Annotated in this window: 15 protein-coding genes and 4 pseudogenes; 9 read left to right on the top strand and 10 right to left on the bottom strand. The window is 60.6% G+C overall.

The window, feature by feature from the left end; genetic code table 11:
- Window positions 1-334: 334 nt before the first annotated feature.
- The 3 pseudogenes from DI606_RS16240 to DI606_RS16230 all read right to left on the bottom strand — a co-directional run.
- Window positions 335-551: pseudogene (locus tag DI606_RS16240) on the bottom strand (IS3 family transposase); the annotation flags it as partial.
- Between the two features lie 16 nt (window positions 552-567).
- A pseudogene (locus DI606_RS16235) lies at window positions 568-873 on the bottom strand (transposase); the annotation flags it as partial.
- A gap of 98 nt (window positions 874-971) precedes the next feature.
- Window positions 972-1,088, bottom strand: a pseudogene (locus DI606_RS16230) (transposase); the annotation flags it as partial.
- A gap of 413 nt (window positions 1,089-1,501) precedes the next feature.
- On the opposite strand from DI606_RS16230, the gene DI606_RS16225 reads away from it, so the two are divergent.
- Window positions 1,502-2,074: a hypothetical protein gene (locus DI606_RS16225; RefSeq protein WP_293984862.1), complete on the top strand. Its 573-nt coding sequence runs from the start codon at window positions 1,502-1,504 to the stop codon at window positions 2,072-2,074.
- A 23-nt stretch (window positions 2,075-2,097) separates the two neighbouring features.
- Here the strand turns inward: DI606_RS16225 and DI606_RS16220 are convergent, their stop codons facing one another.
- Together DI606_RS16220 and DI606_RS16215 are read right to left on the bottom strand one after the other, a co-directional pair.
- Entirely contained in the window at window positions 2,098-2,361 is a 264-nt protein-coding gene (locus DI606_RS16220) for a hypothetical protein (RefSeq protein WP_293984856.1), read from the bottom strand.
- 32 nt (window positions 2,362-2,393) lie between these two features.
- On the bottom strand, window positions 2,394-3,071 hold the full coding sequence (locus DI606_RS16215) for a DUF4197 domain-containing protein (RefSeq protein ID WP_293984854.1): 678 nt from the start codon (window positions 3,069-3,071) through the stop codon (window positions 2,394-2,396).
- A gap of 549 nt (window positions 3,072-3,620) precedes the next feature.
- Here DI606_RS16215 and acpA point away from each other — a divergent pair.
- The 4 genes from acpA to DI606_RS16195 all read left to right on the top strand — a co-directional run bounded on the left by acpA (window position 3,621) and on the right by DI606_RS16195 (window position 7,907).
- A complete protein-coding gene (acpA, locus tag DI606_RS16210; RefSeq protein ID WP_293984852.1) occupies window positions 3,621-5,261 on the top strand; it encodes an acid phosphatase in 1,641 nt (546 codons plus the stop codon).
- Window positions 5,262-5,623: 362 nt separating this feature from the next.
- On the top strand, window positions 5,624-6,547 hold the full coding sequence (locus DI606_RS16205) for a fatty acid desaturase (RefSeq protein WP_367119486.1): 924 nt from the start codon (window positions 5,624-5,626) through the stop codon (window positions 6,545-6,547).
- On the top strand, window positions 6,544-7,344 hold the full coding sequence (locus DI606_RS16200; protein ID WP_293984851.1) for a PhnD/SsuA/transferrin family substrate-binding protein: 801 nt from the start codon (window positions 6,544-6,546) through the stop codon (window positions 7,342-7,344). Before DI606_RS16205 ends, DI606_RS16200 begins: the two co-directional genes overlap by 4 nt.
- Before the next feature lie 44 nt (window positions 7,345-7,388).
- Window positions 7,389-7,907, top strand: coding sequence for a thioredoxin family protein (locus DI606_RS16195; RefSeq protein ID WP_293984849.1), 519 nt, complete (start codon window positions 7,389-7,391; stop codon window positions 7,905-7,907).
- Between the two features lie 8 nt (window positions 7,908-7,915).
- On the opposite strand, the pseudogene DI606_RS16190 reads toward DI606_RS16195, so the two are convergent.
- From DI606_RS16190 to DI606_RS16170, 5 genes and pseudogenes are all read right to left on the bottom strand, one after another.
- Window positions 7,916-8,014, bottom strand: a pseudogene (locus tag DI606_RS16190) (IS110 family transposase); the annotation flags it as partial.
- Window positions 8,015-8,116: 102 nt separating this feature from the next.
- Window positions 8,117-8,962, bottom strand: coding sequence for a copper resistance protein B (locus DI606_RS16185; RefSeq protein WP_293984847.1), 846 nt, complete (start codon window positions 8,960-8,962; stop codon window positions 8,117-8,119).
- A gap of 110 nt (window positions 8,963-9,072) precedes the next feature.
- Window positions 9,073-10,845, bottom strand: a complete 1,773-nt coding sequence (locus DI606_RS16180) for a copper resistance system multicopper oxidase (protein ID WP_293984845.1) — start codon at window positions 10,843-10,845, stop codon at window positions 9,073-9,075.
- A 58-nt stretch (window positions 10,846-10,903) separates the two neighbouring features.
- Window positions 10,904-13,426: an ABC transporter permease gene (locus DI606_RS16175; protein ID WP_293984843.1), complete on the bottom strand. Its 2,523-nt coding sequence runs from the start codon at window positions 13,424-13,426 to the stop codon at window positions 10,904-10,906.
- Entirely contained in the window at window positions 13,423-14,124 is a 702-nt protein-coding gene (locus tag DI606_RS16170; RefSeq protein ID WP_293984841.1) for an ABC transporter ATP-binding protein, read from the bottom strand. Before DI606_RS16170 ends, DI606_RS16175 begins: the two co-directional genes overlap by 4 nt.
- Here DI606_RS16170 and DI606_RS16165 point away from each other — a divergent pair.
- The 4 genes from DI606_RS16165 to DI606_RS16150 all read left to right on the top strand — a co-directional run.
- Entirely contained in the window at window positions 14,123-14,842 is a 720-nt protein-coding gene (locus tag DI606_RS16165) for an arylesterase (protein WP_293984839.1), read from the top strand. The genes DI606_RS16170 and DI606_RS16165 overlap by 2 nt on opposite strands.
- Window positions 14,843-15,210: 368 nt before the next feature.
- Complete coding sequence (locus DI606_RS16160; protein ID WP_293984858.1) at window positions 15,211-16,407, top strand: AAA family ATPase; 1,197 nt, start codon at window positions 15,211-15,213, stop codon at window positions 16,405-16,407.
- The gene (locus DI606_RS16155; protein ID WP_293984837.1) at window positions 16,404-17,483 is read left to right on the top strand and encodes a ParB/RepB/Spo0J family partition protein; all 1,080 of its coding nucleotides are present in this window, start codon (window positions 16,404-16,406) and stop codon (window positions 17,481-17,483) included. The genes DI606_RS16160 and DI606_RS16155 overlap by 4 nt, the downstream gene beginning before the upstream one ends.
- Window positions 17,484-17,557: 74 nt before the next feature.
- Window positions 17,558-18,474 (top strand): replication initiator protein A (locus DI606_RS16150; RefSeq protein ID WP_293984836.1); only part of this gene is annotated, 917 nt, incomplete at its 3' end.

Genomic DNA, 18,474 nt, shown 5'->3' with positions numbered 1-18,474 from the left:
TTTTACGATCCATCCAGCGCCTATGTCGCCAGACAAACCGAGCCGCCGCCCACATGTCCCTTCATCAATCAACAATGTCAAAGAACCGACACCTTTTGGGGGACAGTCATTCTTCCTCGAAAAATGCTTCCGAGGGAGAGTGTCCCATAAATGGTGGCGACCGTCCGATCAGCGCCTCGTTCAAGGCAGCGTCCCGTCCGGTGAAAAGCCCTCTACGGACACCAATCGAGTCGGTCAACAGCGAAATTGCAGTTTTTTGAAAATGGCTTTTTGGGCAAGGCGCGATGATGAGTAGTGAGCGGCACCGAGACTGCCGGAAGCCATTCAGCTTGAGCTATGCTGCCATTGGCATGTCATCCAGCATTGCGTAGTAGTGCTCCTCGGGCCTCGGCGGGCGGGATATTGCCGATGGCCGCGAGCAAGCGCTCGTTGTTGAAGCACTCTAGCCATTCGAGCGCGGCGTATTCAACGGCTTCGAATGATCGCTAGGGTCGCCGCCGTCAGATGATCTCAGTCTTATAAAGGCCATTGATCGGCTCGGCCAAGGCATTGATGCTCCTATGTTGGTCAAGAATCTTTCGCGGCTGTAGGGGTCCGCTTTTCAATGCAGAGGTGTTCGTAGATTTCGCGGGCGATATATTGCTTGAGGCACCGGCGGATGTCGCGAGGTGACTTTCCTTCGGCGGTTCGGCGCTGGATATATTCGCGGGTCGGCGGATGGTGGCGCATAAGAACCAAGGCGACGCGGTACAGAGCCGCATTCGCCCGTCGCTTGCCACCGCGGTTGAGCCGATGACGGTTGGTCTTGCCGCTTGATGCCGGCACGGGGCACACGCCGCATAGCTTAGCGAACGCGGCCTCGGATCGGATCCGCTGAGGATTGTCGCCTAAGTGCCTGATTCGGAAGTTTCTCAGTTCCAGCAATATCTTGCGGTTCTGCGCGTAAGCATTCGGATTGAAGCGATCAGTGCCTAGGCGGTTGAAGATGCGATGGACTTTTCCCAGTCCTTGGCAAGCCGTCGGCAGCGGCCCAGCCAGGCGAAAGTCCGTTCGACAACCCATCGGCGTGGTAGCACTTCGAAGCCCTGGTGTTTTAATTCGAGCCACGCTGCCACGGGCTTTGCGCACCCGGGCCAGCTCGCGCTCTAGTTAACGGATCTTGGCATCCTTGCCCGCATCGCGCTTGAACCCATCGCTGAAATCGGGCTTCCCCATCGTTGCCTCCTGTCCTCAAAATAGGATCGAAGGCGTCCAGAAACCTATGGGCTACTCAAACCTCAGGGGCGAACTTGTTCTTCGTCTTGCTCATCGTAGACCCTTCCTCTCACGAGTTAGAGCCTCCGGCAGTCCCGGTAAGGTTCACAGCGGTCACCAAGCGGCAGTGCCAGTGAAGTTTCACTTATGACACTTTGCCCGCTGGCAAAGTGTCATGGGCGACAAAATGTCAGCGCGAGGTACAAAGGGGATTCACAGCGACTCCTCCCTGTGCTTGATTCACGATATGTTTCATCGATCCCTTCCTACCCGAATTGTCGGTGCAGGCGACCTTTCGCAGTTGCTGGATCAACTGGCGCGCTGCTGCACCCGCCCCCGCTATGCGTTCATGCTGCTGACGCTTCTGGCGGATGTTGCGAAGCCAAACGGGAGTGCTGGACCTCTTGTCAGGGTGGGTGATGCTCTCGTGCCTTTGCGAGACTGGCTTTGCGATTCCCTTACGCCCATGGGGCATCGTGATCCGCGGCGGATTGCGCTTATGGAAAAGGTTAGGGAAGAAATTGCCCAGGCTGGCGGATTGACAGGCGATCGGATCCATGACGACCTCAAAATTAGGGAAGAAGTTCATGCGCGGGTTCGTGCCTCAGGAAAATCGAACCTAAGTCGCGCCGCCTCCGAGTTGGTAAAGGCGGGTTTGCTCAAGCGCCATTATCAGGGCTATCGCGTCGATCATCTAAACCGCGGCGCCCAACGCCAGGCCGTTTACACTCTGGCAGGCCAGGCGCGCGCGCTTCTACAGGTCGTTCATCCGACATTGCCGACGAAAAGCAGCGACATACAGGGTGACCTTTTCACATGAACAACCGATCAAGCGCTGGGCGCTCAATTTGTCTCGCGTCGAAGACGGTCGCTCAAAGCCGCGATTTCGACCGGTTCCAGTAGCCATGTCCGCGTCTGACGCCCTTCTCGATGAATCGGTTTAGTGAGTAGAACACGAGCATTGGCGCGTGCCTCGGGCTTGAACAGACCATAATGAACCGCGCAATCGCGGATCGTCCCGATCAGAGGCGGTTTGCCATCGAGGTCGATCATAGTGGCGGGCTGATCCCATGGGATACCATCGACATATGCGCTTTTCTTTTCCATGCGACAGCCGACACCATGCCACGGGTGGGAAATCAAGACCCGTTGAGCAAAGGGGCGAGCGCCGGATCTCCCAGCGCTCTGGGATTGCGACGAATCTCTGCTTCCTCGCGGCCAATCGCCCGGAAAATGGCATCGCCGATCTGACCCGTCACATTATCGACCATAGAGGAATAGTCGACACCTGCGGACGCCGCCAAGGCCGCAGACGCCATCTCCACCAAGTCCGACCGGATGCTCCGCGACACGCCGGGCAACAGCGCTTCAACGACCGAACCGCGCGCTTCTCGCACAAGAAGATCTGTGGCGGCGGTGGGGCCACCTCGCAGAATAGAGATAGCATCGACGAGCGTCATCCTGCGTATGGCATCCATGACCAGCGGCATTGCGTTGTCAGCAAGATCGACCGCCACCGCGTTCAATGCGAAAGCCAGCCTGTCCCGAACCGCACGCGTCCGCAGCACCGCCGCGAGAACCGCGCTTGCTCCTTTACCGGCGAAATCCGGCGGGACGATACGAGTCAGTTGATCGTCATAAAAGCCGCCCGGCTCGGTCAGACGTGCAAATGCCCGCTCCGTCGAAAGCTGGAGCAGGCGCCGAACTGCATCCTCGACGGTATAGCGCCTCATCGGCGTCGCGCAGCCTGCCAGGGGTAGAAGGGCCGCCGCCGTGAGGATCGCGCGCCGGTCCATGTTCAATATGTGCGTCGCCATAGCCAGCCCTTTCCTCGTCCCGTGCGGCGATGCGTCATGTATGAATGCGGGAAACTGAACATGGGTTCCTTGATACTCATGACCCGCCAAGGTTGCAGTCTGACATCCTATGATAACGTCTGATCCAATTCTGACCCAGTAAGCGCCGCAGCCTCGCACTACCCTTATGCTGTCCACAGGAGGTCGCAGGTTGGCGGGACAATGCGGCTACTGAATAGGTCTGGTGCATAGCCACTAAAGAAGGTCAAAGGAATGATTCCAATGCTTGGCTTATCCGCGGGCAAGACCAGCCGTCGGATCGAATTGTCAACGCCTGTCTGGCGCAGTCCGGTCAAGTGCGATCAGACAACAGTTGCGTGCGACGAGACGCGATGAGGCATAGATCACGCACATGCTTGAATGCGAGAAGATCGACGCGGATGTCATCACGGTGCCACCTCGGGTCATCAAGGCATCGCTCAATCGCATATTCACCGAAAGGGTACGCCGCTCTCATTGCGGACTGGCAAGGCTGCCTGACCGTCAACCTTCTGACAGAAAGCAGGATATATGACCGACAAGAGCAAAACCGGCGATCGCATTGCGAAAGTCAACCGCCGCACGCTGCTGACAGGGCTGGCCGCTGTCGGCATGGCCGCGACTGTAACTGAGACTCCCGCGCTCGCCACTTCGTCATCCGCCAGGGCGGACAGCAATCTCCGTGAAGCGATCGACACGGTGGTGGTGATCTATGCCGAGAACCGCAGTTTCAACAATCTGTTCGCAGGCTTTCCGGGACTTGCAGAGCCGCTTGAAAAGGTGCCCGCCGAACGCACCCGACAGCGCGACCGCGATGGCGCGATCCTCCCTCAGCTTCCGCCGATCTGGGAAGGCCTTGTGCCGGTCAAACAAATCGTCGAGCACCGCGAGTTCCTGATCGGTCCGGGCGACCTGCCGCAGCTTCCCAACGGCCCCTTTCCTCTCCTCACGCCCGAGGGAGCCCCCCTGCCCCACGGCATTGTCACCCGCGACCTCGTGCACGCTTTCTACAACAATCAGCTCCAGATCAACGGCGGCAGGAACGATGGCTTCGTTGCATGGGGCGACAGCGGCGCGCTGGTGATGGGACACTACGCAGACGGCAGCGCGAACCTGCGCTTGTGGCAAATCGCGCGCGAGTTCACGCTGTGCGACAATTTTTTCATGGGCGCGTTCGGAGGCTCATTCCTCAACCACCAGTATCTCGTCGCCGCGCGACCGCCCTTCTACCCCAATGCCGACAGAGGGCCGGCCAAGGACAAGATCGTTCGGTTCGATCCCAAGTTTGCTGGTCAATTGCGCCCACTCCCAAAACCGGGCACCCCGGTGAGCGCGATGGACGGACCAGTGCGGTTCATGTCCGATACGATCACGCCCGATTTCTATACCGTAAACACTATGCTCCCGCCTTATATGCCAAGCTATCAGCCCGATCCCGAGCGACCCGGGCATTCGCTGGCGACGAGCCCGCTTACTGTCCCGCCACAAACGCATGCGACGATCGGCGACCGTCTGACCGCGCGGGGGGTAGATTGGGCTTGGTATGCCGGCGGTTGGGACGCTGCGCTCAAAGGGCGTGGCGACAGCCGGGACTTTCCCTCAAGTCCCAACTTTCAGCCGCACCATCAGCCCTTCAATTATTTCGCGTGCTTCGCGCCGGGCACCGCCGATCGCGCGCGTCGCCTACGCGACGGCGGCACCGGTGACACGGCACGCACCAACCGGTTTCTGGCCGATACAGAGAAAGGCAAACTCCCCGCAGTAAGTTTCTACAAACCGCAGGGCGACCTCAACATGCACGCCGGCTATTCCGACGTCGATGCCGGTGACCGTCACATCGCAGTGGTTGTCGATACCCTGCGACGCTCCCCGCAGTGGGAGAAGATGCTAGTGGTCATCACTTTCGACGAAAATGGCGGTTGGTGGGATCATGTAGCCCCGCCGAAGGGCGATCGCTGGGGGCCGGGCACACGCATCCCGGCATTGATCGTCTCGCCCCATGCGAGGAAGGCGCATGTCGACCACCACATCTACGACACAGGTTCGATCGCCCGCTTTCTCACGCGCAGGTTCGAATTGGAAACCCTACCGGGCCTCGTCGAACGTGAACGCGCGATGATTGCCGCGGGCGGGACGCCGCCCGGCGATCTCACCGGCGCGCTTCTCCTTTGACCGATCCATACCGTCGCCATCGTCATTAATGGACTGCTCGAAGTATCGAGGCTGATAAACTCAATTCATGGCAAAGATAAGTAAGAAACCCGGTCATCGGCGACGATAGCTATGACCGGCGAGCCGGTGGTGATGACGGGCGAGGAGCTATTCAATCCACAAAAATGAGGCGATTCTCCGCAGGATGATGGGCATAACGCCAGCCGCTCGACAGTGAGCCCGGCTCGAATGCGTCTGGCCTTTGGACGGAATGAAACGAACAGAAGCCAAGACATAATCCAGCTATCGTCACGCCAAACTTCATCTTTCTTGATTATCTACCATTTTGATAGATAATGGTCGAATGATGAGGATTCGCTCTCGTGTCTGATGATTTCGCTTCACGTCGCAGCATCGATGTTGACGCACAACGCGCACATATCTCGTGGCCTACATTGTTGCTGGTGATTGGCGTCTATGCGTCCTGGTTGTTCGTCACGGCGGTTCACGCCAGCTTGCCCTTTTGGCTGTTGGCGCTCATCGGCGGCATGATCGTCACGTGGCATGGATCGTTGCAACATGAGATCATTCACGGGCATCCGACTGGATCGGATAGGGTCAATGGGATGCTGGGCGTGGTTTCCTTATCCTTATGGCTGCCCTTTTCCATTTATCGTCGCTCGCATCTTGCACACCACCGCGCGGAACATATCACACATCCTCTGGACGATCCGGAAAGCCATTATGTTAGCCAAGCGCATGGTTGGCGAGCGCGTTTGGCGACGTCGGAGGGATGCTTGATCGCCCGTCTCGCCCTCGGTCCCCCTATCCGCATCATGACGTTCCTGTTCGATGAGGCTGCCCGGGGATGGCGCTATCCGCTGGCCTGGGCGCGAGATTGGGCGCCGCATATGCTCGCAATTTTCCCCGTTCTTTGGTGGCTCCACCATGTGCATCTGACGATCAGCGCCTATGCGCTCGCCTTCATCTATCCGGGCACGGCGATGACCTTGCTGCGCTCCTTTGCAGAGCATCGGGCCGATGCGGATGCCGGCCGACGCGCAGTGATCGTGCGCCGGGGTGGCCTGTTCGGGCTATTATTCCTCAACAATAATCTGCATGCGGTGCATCACGCGCGTCCCGATCTGCCTTGGTATCGTCTGCCTGCTTATCTGCGGCGGCACGAGCATCTGTTTGCACATGCGCCCGTCTATGAAAGCTACGCCGATGTCGTCCGCCGCTTTGCGTGGACACCGAACGACGGCATTGTGCATCCTGCTTTTCGCGGACAGGGCAATAGGGTTTGATCGCGTCGCTTGGCATGTATGATCTACCTTGGTTGCATGCAGCCAATGACGAAATGTGGCGCGTGATCGCAGACTATCTTCGGGCCGACGGCGTCCAGGCTGTTCCAGCGGACTTGACGCGGGACATGGATCTGCATGCGCTGTGGCGATCGCCGGACTTGCTGCTGGCGCAGACCTGTGGCTATCCGCTGATGCGCGAACTAAGGGGTCATGTCACCTTGCTGGCGACCCCCCATTATGCCGCAGAAGGATGCAGCGGCCCTTATCATCGCGCCGCCATTCTGGTCCGTCAGGACGATGCGGCAGATGATATCCCTGCCCTCAAAGGGCGGCGCGTTGGCATCAACGACAGGCGGTCGAACAGTGGCATGAACCTTTTGCGTGACGCGGTGGCGCCGCATGCCAATGGTGCTCCATTCTTCGCGTCGGTGCAGATCACCGGATCGCACGTCAATAGCTTTGCCGCACTGTTGGCGGGCGCGATTGACGTCGCGGCGATCGACTGCGTTACACTGGCCCATTTGCGGACGCACTCGCCAGAAGAGGCCTGCCGCCTTCGCGTGCTGTCCTGGACGGAGGCCGTGCCCGGCCTGCCGTTCATCCTGTCAGCGGCCCAAGCCGACCATGCCGAGCCGCTATTGGACGCGCTGCGCCATACCAGCATGGATCCGGCGGGGCAGGCCAGCTTCGATACGCTGGGCATCAATGGCTTTTCTGCGCTGGGCTGGGAAGACTATACGGCCATCTGTACGATCGAACAACGCGCGGCCGACAGGGGCTATCCGGTCCTGCAATGACGCCAACCGCCTTTTCTCAAAACCTCAGCATTTCGGAGCCGTCGATGTCATTTTCCACAGTCTTGCGCCTCTCCGTCCTGTTATCGCTTCTCGCGCCGCTGCCGGCTTTGGCTGCGCGCGCGCCCCGCCTGTCCGTATCGAGCCTCGACAGTCTCAAACAGCCGCTGCCGCTCCCCTATGACGAAACGGCTGACGCCCCCAAGCAGGTCGCTGCCGCCAAAGCGCGTGCAAAAGCAAAGGGGAAACGGCTGCTGATTGACCTGGGCGGGAATTGGTGCGCCGATTGTCGGATATTGGCGGGCGTATTAGAGTTGCCGGAGTTGAAAGCCTTTCTACAACGTCACTATGAGGTGGTGACGGTCGACGTGGGACGATTCAACAAGAATCAGCAGATATTTCAGGCCTACGGCGTCGAGAAGCTGCAAGGCGTTCCCGCACTGTTGGTCATCGACGCGCGGAGCGGCAAACTCCTTAACAAGGAGCGCCTGTTCGCGCTGGCGGACGCGCGCCACATGACGCCGCAGGCACTGGCGGACTGGCTTGCGCAATGGGTCGACGGCTAAACCATCTTAGCCTTGATGCGGGGCATAAGTGCGGTGTCGCCGGCGACGAGCAATCGGTATAGGTATCGGTCGCCTTGCCGAGAGATGCTGCAAACTCTGGTTTTCCCCAGTTGAACGCTGAATTGGTGTAAAGGCAATCAAGGCGGTGAACTGCCTGCCTGAAGAGGACTGCGTTTCACCCTCTTTCCGATTATGCAGCTCAGGGAAAATCAGAACATCGCGCGCACGCCGAAGACGGTCGACACACCGGACAAACCCGCCCCCGCGGCGCGGGCGAGATAGGCCGTTGGTCCAAGCTTGCGCTCCCAATGGACGCCCACATAGGGGGCCAGCGATCGGTTACGCTCGTAGCGAAGACGGGCTCCCAGTTCGAGGCGTTCAAAGCCTGCCTCGATGCTCAGCGCCGGTACGTCCTGAAACGCGAAATCCACCTCCGCCTCGGGCTCGATCAGGAGAGATTGGGTAATGCGTTGCGTATAGGCCGCCTTGCCCCGCGCATGAAGGTCGCCTTTGTTCGAGACAAGCAATTGGCCTTGCAACTCAAACCAGTAAGGTGCCAACCCCTCAATACCCACCAGTGCATAAGTACGCTGTGGATCGGGGCGAAAATCCTGTCGGATGCCAAGTTGTAGATTGAACCACGGGTCGATGGCATGGCGCCAGTAGGCATTGACCTCAATGCGTTCCGCCCTCTCGCCGAACGTCCCCTCTCCCTCGCTGGCGAGTATAACTCGGTCGATATCCCCGCCATACCAAGCCTGACCTTCCCACCCGAAACCCGCACCGCTCTTGCCGGTACGAAATTCCAACTGATCCACCTGAAGCGCAAAGGTGGTAAACGTCATCTCCGTCAGCATTGCGGCGCGCGCGGCGGCCATGCGATCGGGCGAGAAAAACCGTTCGGCTGGAAAGTCAATCGGCACCGGCGGCGGCGGAGCATCGCCGGGCTCATCGTTACCAGTGCTTACGGGCTTGGCATGGTGGAAGTGATCCATGCCCTGCATGCCTTGCCCGCCCACCCCCATGCCAGACATGTCCATCTGCGCATGGTCCATGGCCCCCTTATCCCTCTCGCCATGCTCTTGAGTGTCTGCCTCCTGCCCCTGGACGGTAAGCGGCCAAGCGGTGAGCAACAGGACGGCAAGGATCGGGAAGAGCCGGGGCATCAAGCTTCTTCTTCCCGACGCACCGTGACAACGCGCATCATCCCAGCGTGCATATGAAGCAGCATGTGACAATGGAACGCCCAGTCGCCCTCGGCGTCGGCGGTTATATCGAAGGAGGCCTTGCCGCCCGGCAGCACGTTGACAGTATGTTTACGAGCGCGATGGCCCGGCTCGCCACTGACCAGTTCGAAGAAGTGACCATGGATGTGGATCGGATGCGGCATCATCGTGTCGTTGATGAGGTTGACGCGCACGCGCTCGCCTAAGCGGAAAGGGATCGGAGTCGGGTTCTCCGACATCGCTTTGCCGTCCATGCTCCACATGTACCGTTCCATTGCCGCGGTCAGGTGCACATCGATCTGGCGGCTCGGCGCACGCGGATCGGGATTGGCATCACGCGATCGCAAATCCGCATAAGTCAGCACGCGGTGATCGACCGTTTCCAACCCGGTCGGGCGGTCGGCAAGCCTGTCCACCGGCATCGGCGAAAGAGTCGCAACGCCCGGGCCCATCTTTACGCCGGGTGCAAGGGAGGGATCGCGCATCGACATCGAGTGGCCGCTCATCGAACTGTTGGCAGGCTTGCTAAGATCGATCACGCCGCCCTCGCCCATGTCCATGCCGCTCATAGCCATACCCATGTCGCGCATGGTGAGGACCGGACGCTCCCGCAGCGTGGGTATTTCACCGACAAGCCCCGGACGCTGCGCCAGTGTCGCGCGAACGAGCCCGGAGCGGTCGATGGCCTCTGCGATCATGCCGTAGCGTTCCACCGCTCCAGGATGGACGATGAAGTCGTAGGTTTCGGCAATCGCGATCTGCACCTCGTCAATCTCTACCGGTTGCACGGGATTGCCGTCAGCTGCCACCACGGTCAGCGGCAGGCCGGGAATGCGGAAGTTGAAATTGGTCATCGAAGATGCATTGATGACGCGCAGACGCACTGTCTCGCCCGGTAAAAAAAGCCCGGTCCAGTTCTCGTCATTACCGTGGCCGTTGACGAGGAAGCTGTAAGTCGATCCGGTCACGTCCGAGATGTCGGTCGCGTCCATGCGCATCTTTCCCCAGGCAAGGCGGTCGGCCAGCGACTGGTCCTTGCCTGCCAGCAGTCCTTCAAGCGTCTGGCGCTGCCGGTTGAAGTAACCGCCCATCATCTTCAGGCGGCGCATCTGCTCGTGCGGATGGATCGGGCTCCAGTCCGAAAGAAGCAGCACATGCTCGCGATCGCAAGCGACCAGATCGGCACCGACAGGGTCGATCACGATCGGTCCGAACAGCCCTTCCGCCTCCTGCATGCCGGAGTGCGAGTGGTACCAGAAGGTGCCGGAATGGGTAAGCGGGAACTCATAGACGAATGTCTCGCCGGGATCGATGCCAGGGAAGCTTACGCCCGGTACTCCATCCATCTGGAAGGGTACCAGCAGCCCATGCCAGTGGATCGACGTCTGCTCCTTCAGACGGTTGGTGACAGCGATGCGCACTGTATCGCCTTCCCGCAGACGCAGAAGCGGCGCGGGCAACGTGCCGTTGACAGTTACCGCATGACCAGAGCGCCCGCCGGTCGAAAAATGGCTCTCGGCAACCTGAAGCGCTATGGAAGTGCCTGTCAGAACAAGGGTATCGTTGCTGGCATGAACCACCCCGGGCGTACCGCTTCGCGCCCAAGCCGGAAACAAGGTGCCGACGCCCAGGCTTCCGGCAAGGGTTCCGCCCAGGGTGAGGAAATGTCTGCGCTCAAGCGGGGCGCGACAGAAGCTGTCATTCGGTGTCATTGCAGGGATACGCGGCCTACCGCCTTATCCCTCAAGACTTTCGCTAAGCTATCGTGGATCACAATTGTCGCAGCGCGCGTGACGGGCGTAGCGAGAGTAACGGGATCGACCCGACAAGCCCGATGCCAAGCGTCAAGAGCGCGCCGCCGCCAAGAGTCGCAAGCACGATGCCCCAGTCGGGCAACCAGCTGAATTCGAACAGCTGCACGACGACGAACCACGCTGCCGCACAACCCAGCGCCAGCGCCACCCCTGCCAGAATGGCGGCAAGCAAGCCATATTCGAGAGCCTGCCCGCCCAGCAGTTGGAGGCGGGTCGCGCCCAGTGTCTTGAGGATGACGCTATCGTAGGCGCGGGCCTGCCGGGCTGCCGCAATCGCGCCGACAAGCACCGCGATACCTGCCATTATGGCGACGGAGGCCGCCACCATTATGGCGCGCGACATCTGAGTGAGGATCGTGCCCACTTGGTCGATGACATCGCCGACTGCAATGACCGAAACGCCGGGGAAAGCCGCCAGCAACGCCTCAGTCATGTCGCTATTGCGACGCGCATCCATGGTGATTGTGGCAGCAAGGCTATGCGGTGCCGCCTCAAGCGTCGACGGCGGGAAGACCAGGATATAGTTGAAGCCCATCGTATCCCAGTTGACGCGACGGAGCGAGGCGATGCGCGCCTCGATCTCTCGCCCGAGGATGGCGACGGTCAGCGTGTCACCCACACCGATGCCGAGCGTTTCGGCGGCCTTGGCGTCGAGCGAGACGAGCGGCGGACCGTGATAATTGCGGGGCCACCATCTCCCTGCTACGAGATCGCTCCCTTCGGGCAGGGTGGCGCTATAGGTCACGCCCCGCTCGCCGCGCAGGAACCAGGCCCCTTCGGGCAGGGAGGGGAGATCGGCGACTTGCTGCCGCCCATAGGCCGTGATCGTGCCGCGCAAGACCGGCACAATATTGAGCTGTGCATCAGGGGCCTGCCGCGCCACGATGGTGCGGAAGCGGTCCCGCTGCGGCGCGGGGATATCCAGCACAATCTGCGCCGGCGCCTTTTTCGGTACGACCTGTCGGATTTCAGCGTCGAGACTGGTTTCGATCCCGGCCAATGTAACGAAAAGCGTCAAAGCAAGGCCGAGCGCGACGATCAAAGCGGCGGTTTGCGACCCTGGGCGATGAAGATTGGCGATGGCGATACGCAGCAGCGGGCGGCGGACGGGCGGCAGGCGGCGCGCGGCCCAGCGCACCAGAACGCCAAGGGCCAGCAGGAGCAACAGCACGGCCGCGACCGCGCCCAGCACCGTGGCCGCGAAGAGCGGCTCTGACGCCGTGCCGAGCGCGAGCGCCAGCAATGCCCCGACGGTAAGCCCCATCGCAAGGAGCGAGCGGGGGTCGAGCCGCGCCGTGCGTTCCACCATGCCGCGGAAAAGCTCGGCGGCCGGTTGAACCCGGGCGCGTGCGAGCGGCGGCACTGTAAAGAGAATGGCGATGAGAAGCCCATAGGCGGCGCTGATGGCAAGCGGGACGGGATGAAGGCGGAAGCCCGGCTGGACCGGCAGCGCGTCACCCGCCAGCGCAACCACCATCGGCGGCAATGCAGCGCCGAACACAAGACCCGCGCCGATGCCGAGCGCCGCGACCGCACCCACCTGCATTCGGTAGATGCGCGCAATATCGGCAGAGGAGGCGCCCAGCACCTTCAACGTTGCGATGCCGGCACGTTTGCCTGCCAGATAGGATGCGACACCGTTGCTGACGCCGATCCCCGCGATCACCAGAGCGGCCAGACCGATCAGGGAGAGAAATTGGCCCATGCGTTCGATGAAGCGGCTTGCGCCCGGCGCGGCCGTCAGCCGATCCTTGAACGTCCACCCCTCCCCCGCCCGCGCCTTTTCCCAATCCTTGCGGACAGCGGCGGCGTCGTAGCGTGGGTCTAGGCGGATGCGGTATTTGCTGCTGTAGAGGCTTCCTGGCTGGATAAGGCCGGTACGTCGCAGACCGTTGAGAGACACGATAGCGACCGGTCCCAAAGTAAAGCCCTCCTCCAGCCGGTCGGGTTCGTCGGCGATGACCCCCGCGACGCGGAAATCGACGCTGCCATAGCGCAGCGCGTCGCCCGGTCGCAGGCCGAGCCGCTCGGCCAGGGCCGGACTGACCAGTATTTCGCCCTTATTCAACGGATGATAGCGGCCATTGCGCAACTTCAGTGCGCCGTAGAGCGGGTAGGCGGTATCGACGCCCTTGAGTTCGGTCAGCACGGCGGCGGGCGCGCGTTCCCTTGTATCGCCTGCACGCTGCGCCATGGCGCGCAGGCGGATAGTTTGACTAAGCGTTCCGAGCTGGCGGAAGGCCTCCCGGTCGCCAAGGCCGGCTTCCCGCTGGGTCATGCCGACCTCGATATCTCCGCCCAGGATGACGCGGCCCCGGTTCGAAAGCTCTTGCGTGATCGCAGCGGTCAAGCTGCCGATCGCGGCCAGTGCGGCCACGCCTAGAAACAGGCAGAGAAAAAGCAGGCGCAGCCCGCGAAACCCGACATGCAGGTCACGGCGGGCGATGCGCCAGCTCATCGCCCAACCAAGGCCGCTCACGCGTCGCGATCCGACAGAATCCGCCCGTCGCGCATCTCGATGACGCGAGCGCACCGCTGCGCAAGCGACGGGTCGTGGGTGATGACGATCAAGGTTGCGCCGGCTGCGGATCTGCGGTCGAATAGCAACTCCATAATCGAGGCGCCCGTTGCCGCGTCCAGATTGCCGGTGGGTTCGTCTGCGAACAGAAGGCCGGGGCGTGGCGCCATGGCGCGCGCGATCGCAACGCGTTGCTGCTCGCCGCCCGAAAGCTGCGCGGGATAATGGTCGATCCGGTGGCCGAGCCCGACAGCGCGCAATTCATCCGCCGCGACAGTAAACGGATCGTCCCTCCCCGCCAGCTCGAGCGGCACCGCGACATTTTCAAGCGCGGTCATGGTCGGCAGGAGATGGAAACTTTGCAGGACGATGCCGATGCGGCCCCGCCGCGCGCGCGCTAGATCGTCTTCGCCCAGCGAGCCGAAATCGACGCCACCTACCTCGACGTTCCCGCCGCTGGCGCGTTCGAGGCCGCAGAGTACCGCCATCAGCGAACTTTTGCCCGACCCCGACGCACCGAGGATTGCGACGCTTTCGCCCTGGGGGACGACAAGGTCGATGCCTTTGAGGATCGGCACGGGCGCGTCGCGCGTTCCAAGCTGGAGAGTGACATTGCGCGCGCGGATCGCGATAGTGGCCGCATCGACGGTCGAAGGCATGAAGAAGGAGCGCTCCTTGGCGGGCAGATTTCTACAATATGGGGCGCTGGCGCTGATTGTCCATCTGGCCGTAGGTTGTTCCCAGCAGGCGGTGCCCCCTCCCCCGCCGACGGGGAATGCGGCGAAGGATGACGCTGCTCGGGTAGTAGACCCTGCAAAGGACGAAAAGCTGGTCGTTGCTTTCGGCGACAGCTTGTATGCGGGCTATAATCTGGACCAGGGGAAGGGCCTTGCCCCGACGATGGAACAGGCGTTGGCCCGCAAAGGCATCAAGGCACGGGTCGTGAATGCGGGCGTATCCGGCGACACCACCGCTGCGGGGCGCGCGCGGTTGGCTTTTACGTTGGACGGTCTTCCCCGCAAGCCTGATCTCATGCTGATCGGCCTTGGCGGTAACGACATGCTGCGCGGACTGTCTCCGACGGAAAGTCGGGCCAATCTGGACGCGATTCTTGCAGAGACAAAGAATCGAGGCATAGCCGTACTGATGACCGGCATGGTCGCATCGCCCAATATGGGGCCAGACTATGCCGCCGCTTTCAACCCCATCTTTCCCGATCTGGCGCGCAAATATGACGCTTCCCTATATCCGTTCATGCTCGATGGGGTAATCGGCGACCGGTCGCTGCTGCTGTCCGATGGCATTCACCCTAACGAGGCCGGTGTTCGGCGGATCGTCGAGGTGCTGGAACCGGCGGTAGAGAAAGCACTTCGGTAAAAAGAGCCGTTGGCCAATGGTTCTGCCCCGGGCTTGTCGTCTCAACGATCGGCATCCCTGTCGAAAGAGACAGCGAATGCGACACGTGCGACGCTTATCGTGGCGGAGACAGCGTGTGGCTTACGGCAATGCCGCCTAAGGGTGGGGCCTTCGTCCGATCCTATCTGTCAGATATCCGACCGGCAAAGCGGGCGTCTCACATGTCCCGGACACAGCATGGCAGCCCATCGATGTCCGCCCGTGCCGCTCAAACGCGTAACGTTTGACTAACTACCCCATGTTTGGCATATATGTCCGGGATAGAGGGCGAAATTCGGCCATTTTTGACGAACCGCCTGAGTCGAGGGACGCGGTAAGGGGATTCGTTGATGTTGTCCGGCCAGATTTTGGACACCATGATCACGTCGTGTGAGAACGCCAAGAGCGTTTTGCGCCGCGCCGCGATCGATCCTTCCGAACGCAAGACCCTAACCATCACCATGGGAGCTTCGGTGGCGGCCGAATTTCTAGGTCGTACGCCCGAAGCGCTGGCCAAGGCGGAAGCGCGTGGGCGCCTTCCCTCCCCCAAGACCGCCAATAATGGGCGACGCTACTACACGGTCGAGGATTTGATCGCGATCCGCGAGGCGCTCGGGATCAAGGCCGGCAAGCTGCCCGATGAGCGGGCCGTCGTCATCGCGGTCCAAAATTTCAAGGGCGGCGTCAGTAAATCGACTACGTCCAAACATCTGGCCGACTATCTGGCTCTTCGCGGCTATCGCGTTCTGGTGGTCGATTGCGACCCCCAGGCATCGATGAGCGTCATGTTCGACGTCAATCTGGAAGAGTTGATCGACGAAACCCACACCTTGTCCAACTATCTGTCCCCCCGGATCGACGAGGCCGACTCGTTCCGCAAAACGATCAAACGCACCGCTTGGCCCAATATCGATATCTGCCCTGCCAATCTTGGCCTTCAGGATACCGAATGGGAACTCACCGCGACGATCGAGGAAGGCCCCGATGCGATCGCCGGCGCGTTCCGAATGTTGCGGATCGGTCTGGAAGAAGTTCGCCAGGATTATGATGTTATCATCCTCGATCCACCGCCAGCCATGGGCTTTCTGGGGGTGAACACGCTGAGCGCCGCCGATGGCCTGCTCATTCCGGTGCCAGCGCGTCAGCTCGATTATCTTTCGACCATCCATTTCATGCAGACCTGCAGGGAAGCGATGAGCCTCGTGTCGAAATTCGACGCCTCGATCGACTATGGATTCATCAAAGTCGTATGCACGATGTTCCAGCCTAACCGGACAAACGAGGCGCAGATGCTGCAGGTTATGGAGAAAACCTATGCCGGGCAGATGCTGTCGACCCCTGTTCTCCTGTCCGAGGAAATCAAAAATGCCGGCATCGCCATGTCGTCCATCTACGAAATCAACAAGCCCTACGGATCGCACCAGACCTACACGCGCTGCCGCGACAACCTGAACGCGGTGTTCCGCGAGCTTGAGAAAGACATTTGCAAGCAGTGGCCCTCACGCCTTTCGCAGCTGGGCACCGACAGGCTGACGGAGGCGGCATGAGCAAGAATGCAGGAGCGCGGCGGCGCAGCCTTCTGGCCAACGCCATTGATTCGCTGGATCTCGTGCAACCCGGCCCCGAACAGGACGCCCAGGTTGCCGAAGACACGGCCGTTCCTGTCGCGCCGGGCAAGCCCGAGGCATCCGCCACGCCTTCTTTTCTCGAACGACGCGGTGTGGCGTTCGACGAGATCGCCCGGGCGGTCAAACGCCCCACGATCCGGATCAAGCCTGAGGAATGCACGATCTGGCCGGGTAACGCGCGCGATTATGCGAGCCTGAATTCCGAGCGCTGCGCTTCGTTGATCGATTCGATCCGGGAGGAAAATGGAAACCGTGAGCCGGTCGTCATCCGCCGGACGCCAGATGGCGCCAAACCCTATGAACTGATCGTCGGCACTCGGCGCCATTTCTCCGTGTCATGGCTACGCGCGCATCATCATGCCCAGATCGACCTCATCGCGCGGATCGAGACGCTGGACGACGAAGGGGCGTTCCGCCTCGCCGACATTGAAAATCGCGAACGGGAGGATGTCACCGATCTGGAGCGGGCGCGCAATTATCAGCATGCCGTCGACGCCTATTATCATGGTGTGCGCGCACATATGGCCGAACGGCTCGCCATCGGGAAGCAGAACCTGCACAATCTGTTGCAGCTGGCCGAACTGCCCGAAGAGGTCGTTCGCGCTTTTGCCAGCATGGCTGATCTCAAGGTCCGGCATGGGATGAAACTCTCCCCGCTCCTCAAGCAACCCGATCTGCGAGACGCAATCGTCTCCGAAGCTCTGGCGATCGCCGACGAGCAGGCCCTACGAGCAGCCGCTGGCCAATCGCCCATCGAGGGGCCGCAGATCGTACAACGCCTGTCTTCCGCCCATGGAAGACCCGCGCGAAAGGCGGTCCCAAGGCACCGCCCTAGCCTCGCCACCGCAGATGGCGATGAAATCGGCCAGATCGTAGCTGACAGCAGAGCCAAGGGCATCACCTTGACCATCAACCCAAGAAAATCCGTCGATGTGGAAGAGATATTGGCCGCCCTGCGCCCGGTCATAGAAGCTGCAAAGTTCACGTCACGCTGATATTATTGTTTTAAAACATACTCTTACGGTCAGGTAAAACCTGTTTTACCTGAAGGCCCGATCCAGGATCAATCATGCCCTCGAAGAAGGATGCCAGATACGATAGCCAGGTTGACCTGTTTCTGCCTCAGCTGACGACATTGCCGTTGCGCGATCAGCGCGAGACGATGGAACGCCCCTTCTTCTCGCTATCCAAACGAAAGCGCCTGAAGCCCATCGATTATGTCAGTCCCGATCGGAAGATCACTGTGCATGTCAGTGCCAATTCCGAATATGGTTTGGCGACGATCTACGACCTCGACATTCTCATCTATTGCGCCTCGGTTTTGATTGAACATAAGCGGCGTGGGACCAACGATATTCCGCAAACGCTGAACATTGTTCCCTACGACATGCTGACGACGCTCAAACGAGATGTCGGCGGTCGTGCTTATGATCTTCTGGGCAACGCGCTGGACCGACTTCAATCGACGACGGTTAAAACCAATATCCGATCGGGCGATGCGGTGGAAACCACCTTTTCCTGGATCGACAGCTATAGCCAGCTAAAGGATAAGAACGGTCACGTTCGCGGTATGCGAATCACGCTTGCTCGCTGGTTTTACGACGGCGTCCTGATGGAGGGCGGGGTACTGGCCATCGATCCGGCCTATTTTTCACTGACTGGAGGGCGTGAACGCTGGCTATACCGCGTCGCGCGCAAGCATGCGGGCGGTGCCGGCGCAGATGGTTTTGCCATTTCGATGCCCACGCTTTTTGAGAAATCTGGTGCGGAAGGCGACTATCGCCGCTTCAAATTCGAGATGGGCAAGATCGCGCAGGAAAATGGACTTCCTGGCTATGCGCTGGAATTGCTGCCTCGGCCGGGCGGTGAACCGATGCTGCGGATGGTGCGGCGCGATCTCGACAGCAAGGACCGCCCCCTCCCCTCCCCCTCGTCCGGCAAAGACGTGACAAAGGAGAAGGTCTCCACCGTTCTGGCGAAAGACGT

This window comes from Sphingobium sp., assembly GCF_003248505.1.
Lineage (GTDB): Bacteria > Pseudomonadota > Alphaproteobacteria > Sphingomonadales > Sphingomonadaceae > Sphingobium.
The sequence above is the reverse complement of the archived record's forward strand: the minus strand, read 5'-3'. Positions and strand labels throughout refer to the sequence as shown.

Excerpts from the sequence above, each read along its gene's own strand:
- DI606_RS16170 (WP_293984841.1), bottom strand. The coding sequence starts at position 14,124 with ATGCCTTCGACCGTCGATGCGGCCACTATCGCGATCCGCGCGCGCAAT.
- DI606_RS16225 (WP_293984862.1), top strand. The coding sequence starts at position 1,502 with ATGTTTCATCGATCCCTTCCTACCCGAATTGTCGGTGCAGGCGACCTT.
- DI606_RS16180 (WP_293984845.1), bottom strand. The coding sequence starts at position 10,845 with ATGACACCGAATGACAGCTTCTGTCGCGCCCCGCTTGAGCGCAGACAT.
- DI606_RS16185 (WP_293984847.1), bottom strand. The coding sequence starts at position 8,962 with ATGGACCATGCGCAGATGGACATGTCTGGCATGGGGGTGGGCGGGCAA.
- DI606_RS16155 (WP_293984837.1), top strand. The coding sequence starts at position 16,404 with ATGAGCAAGAATGCAGGAGCGCGGCGGCGCAGCCTTCTGGCCAACGCC.
- DI606_RS16220 (WP_293984856.1), bottom strand. The coding sequence starts at position 2,361 with ATGGAAAAGAAAAGCGCATATGTCGATGGTATCCCATGGGATCAGCCC.
- acpA (WP_293984852.1), top strand. The coding sequence starts at position 3,621 with ATGACCGACAAGAGCAAAACCGGCGATCGCATTGCGAAAGTCAACCGC.
- DI606_RS16160 (WP_293984858.1), top strand. The coding sequence starts at position 15,211 with ATGTTGTCCGGCCAGATTTTGGACACCATGATCACGTCGTGTGAGAAC.
- DI606_RS16165 (WP_293984839.1), top strand. The coding sequence starts at position 14,123 with ATGAAGAAGGAGCGCTCCTTGGCGGGCAGATTTCTACAATATGGGGCG.
- DI606_RS16215 (WP_293984854.1), bottom strand. The coding sequence starts at position 3,071 with ATGGCGACGCACATATTGAACATGGACCGGCGCGCGATCCTCACGGCG.
- DI606_RS16195 (WP_293984849.1), top strand. The coding sequence starts at position 7,389 with ATGTCATTTTCCACAGTCTTGCGCCTCTCCGTCCTGTTATCGCTTCTC.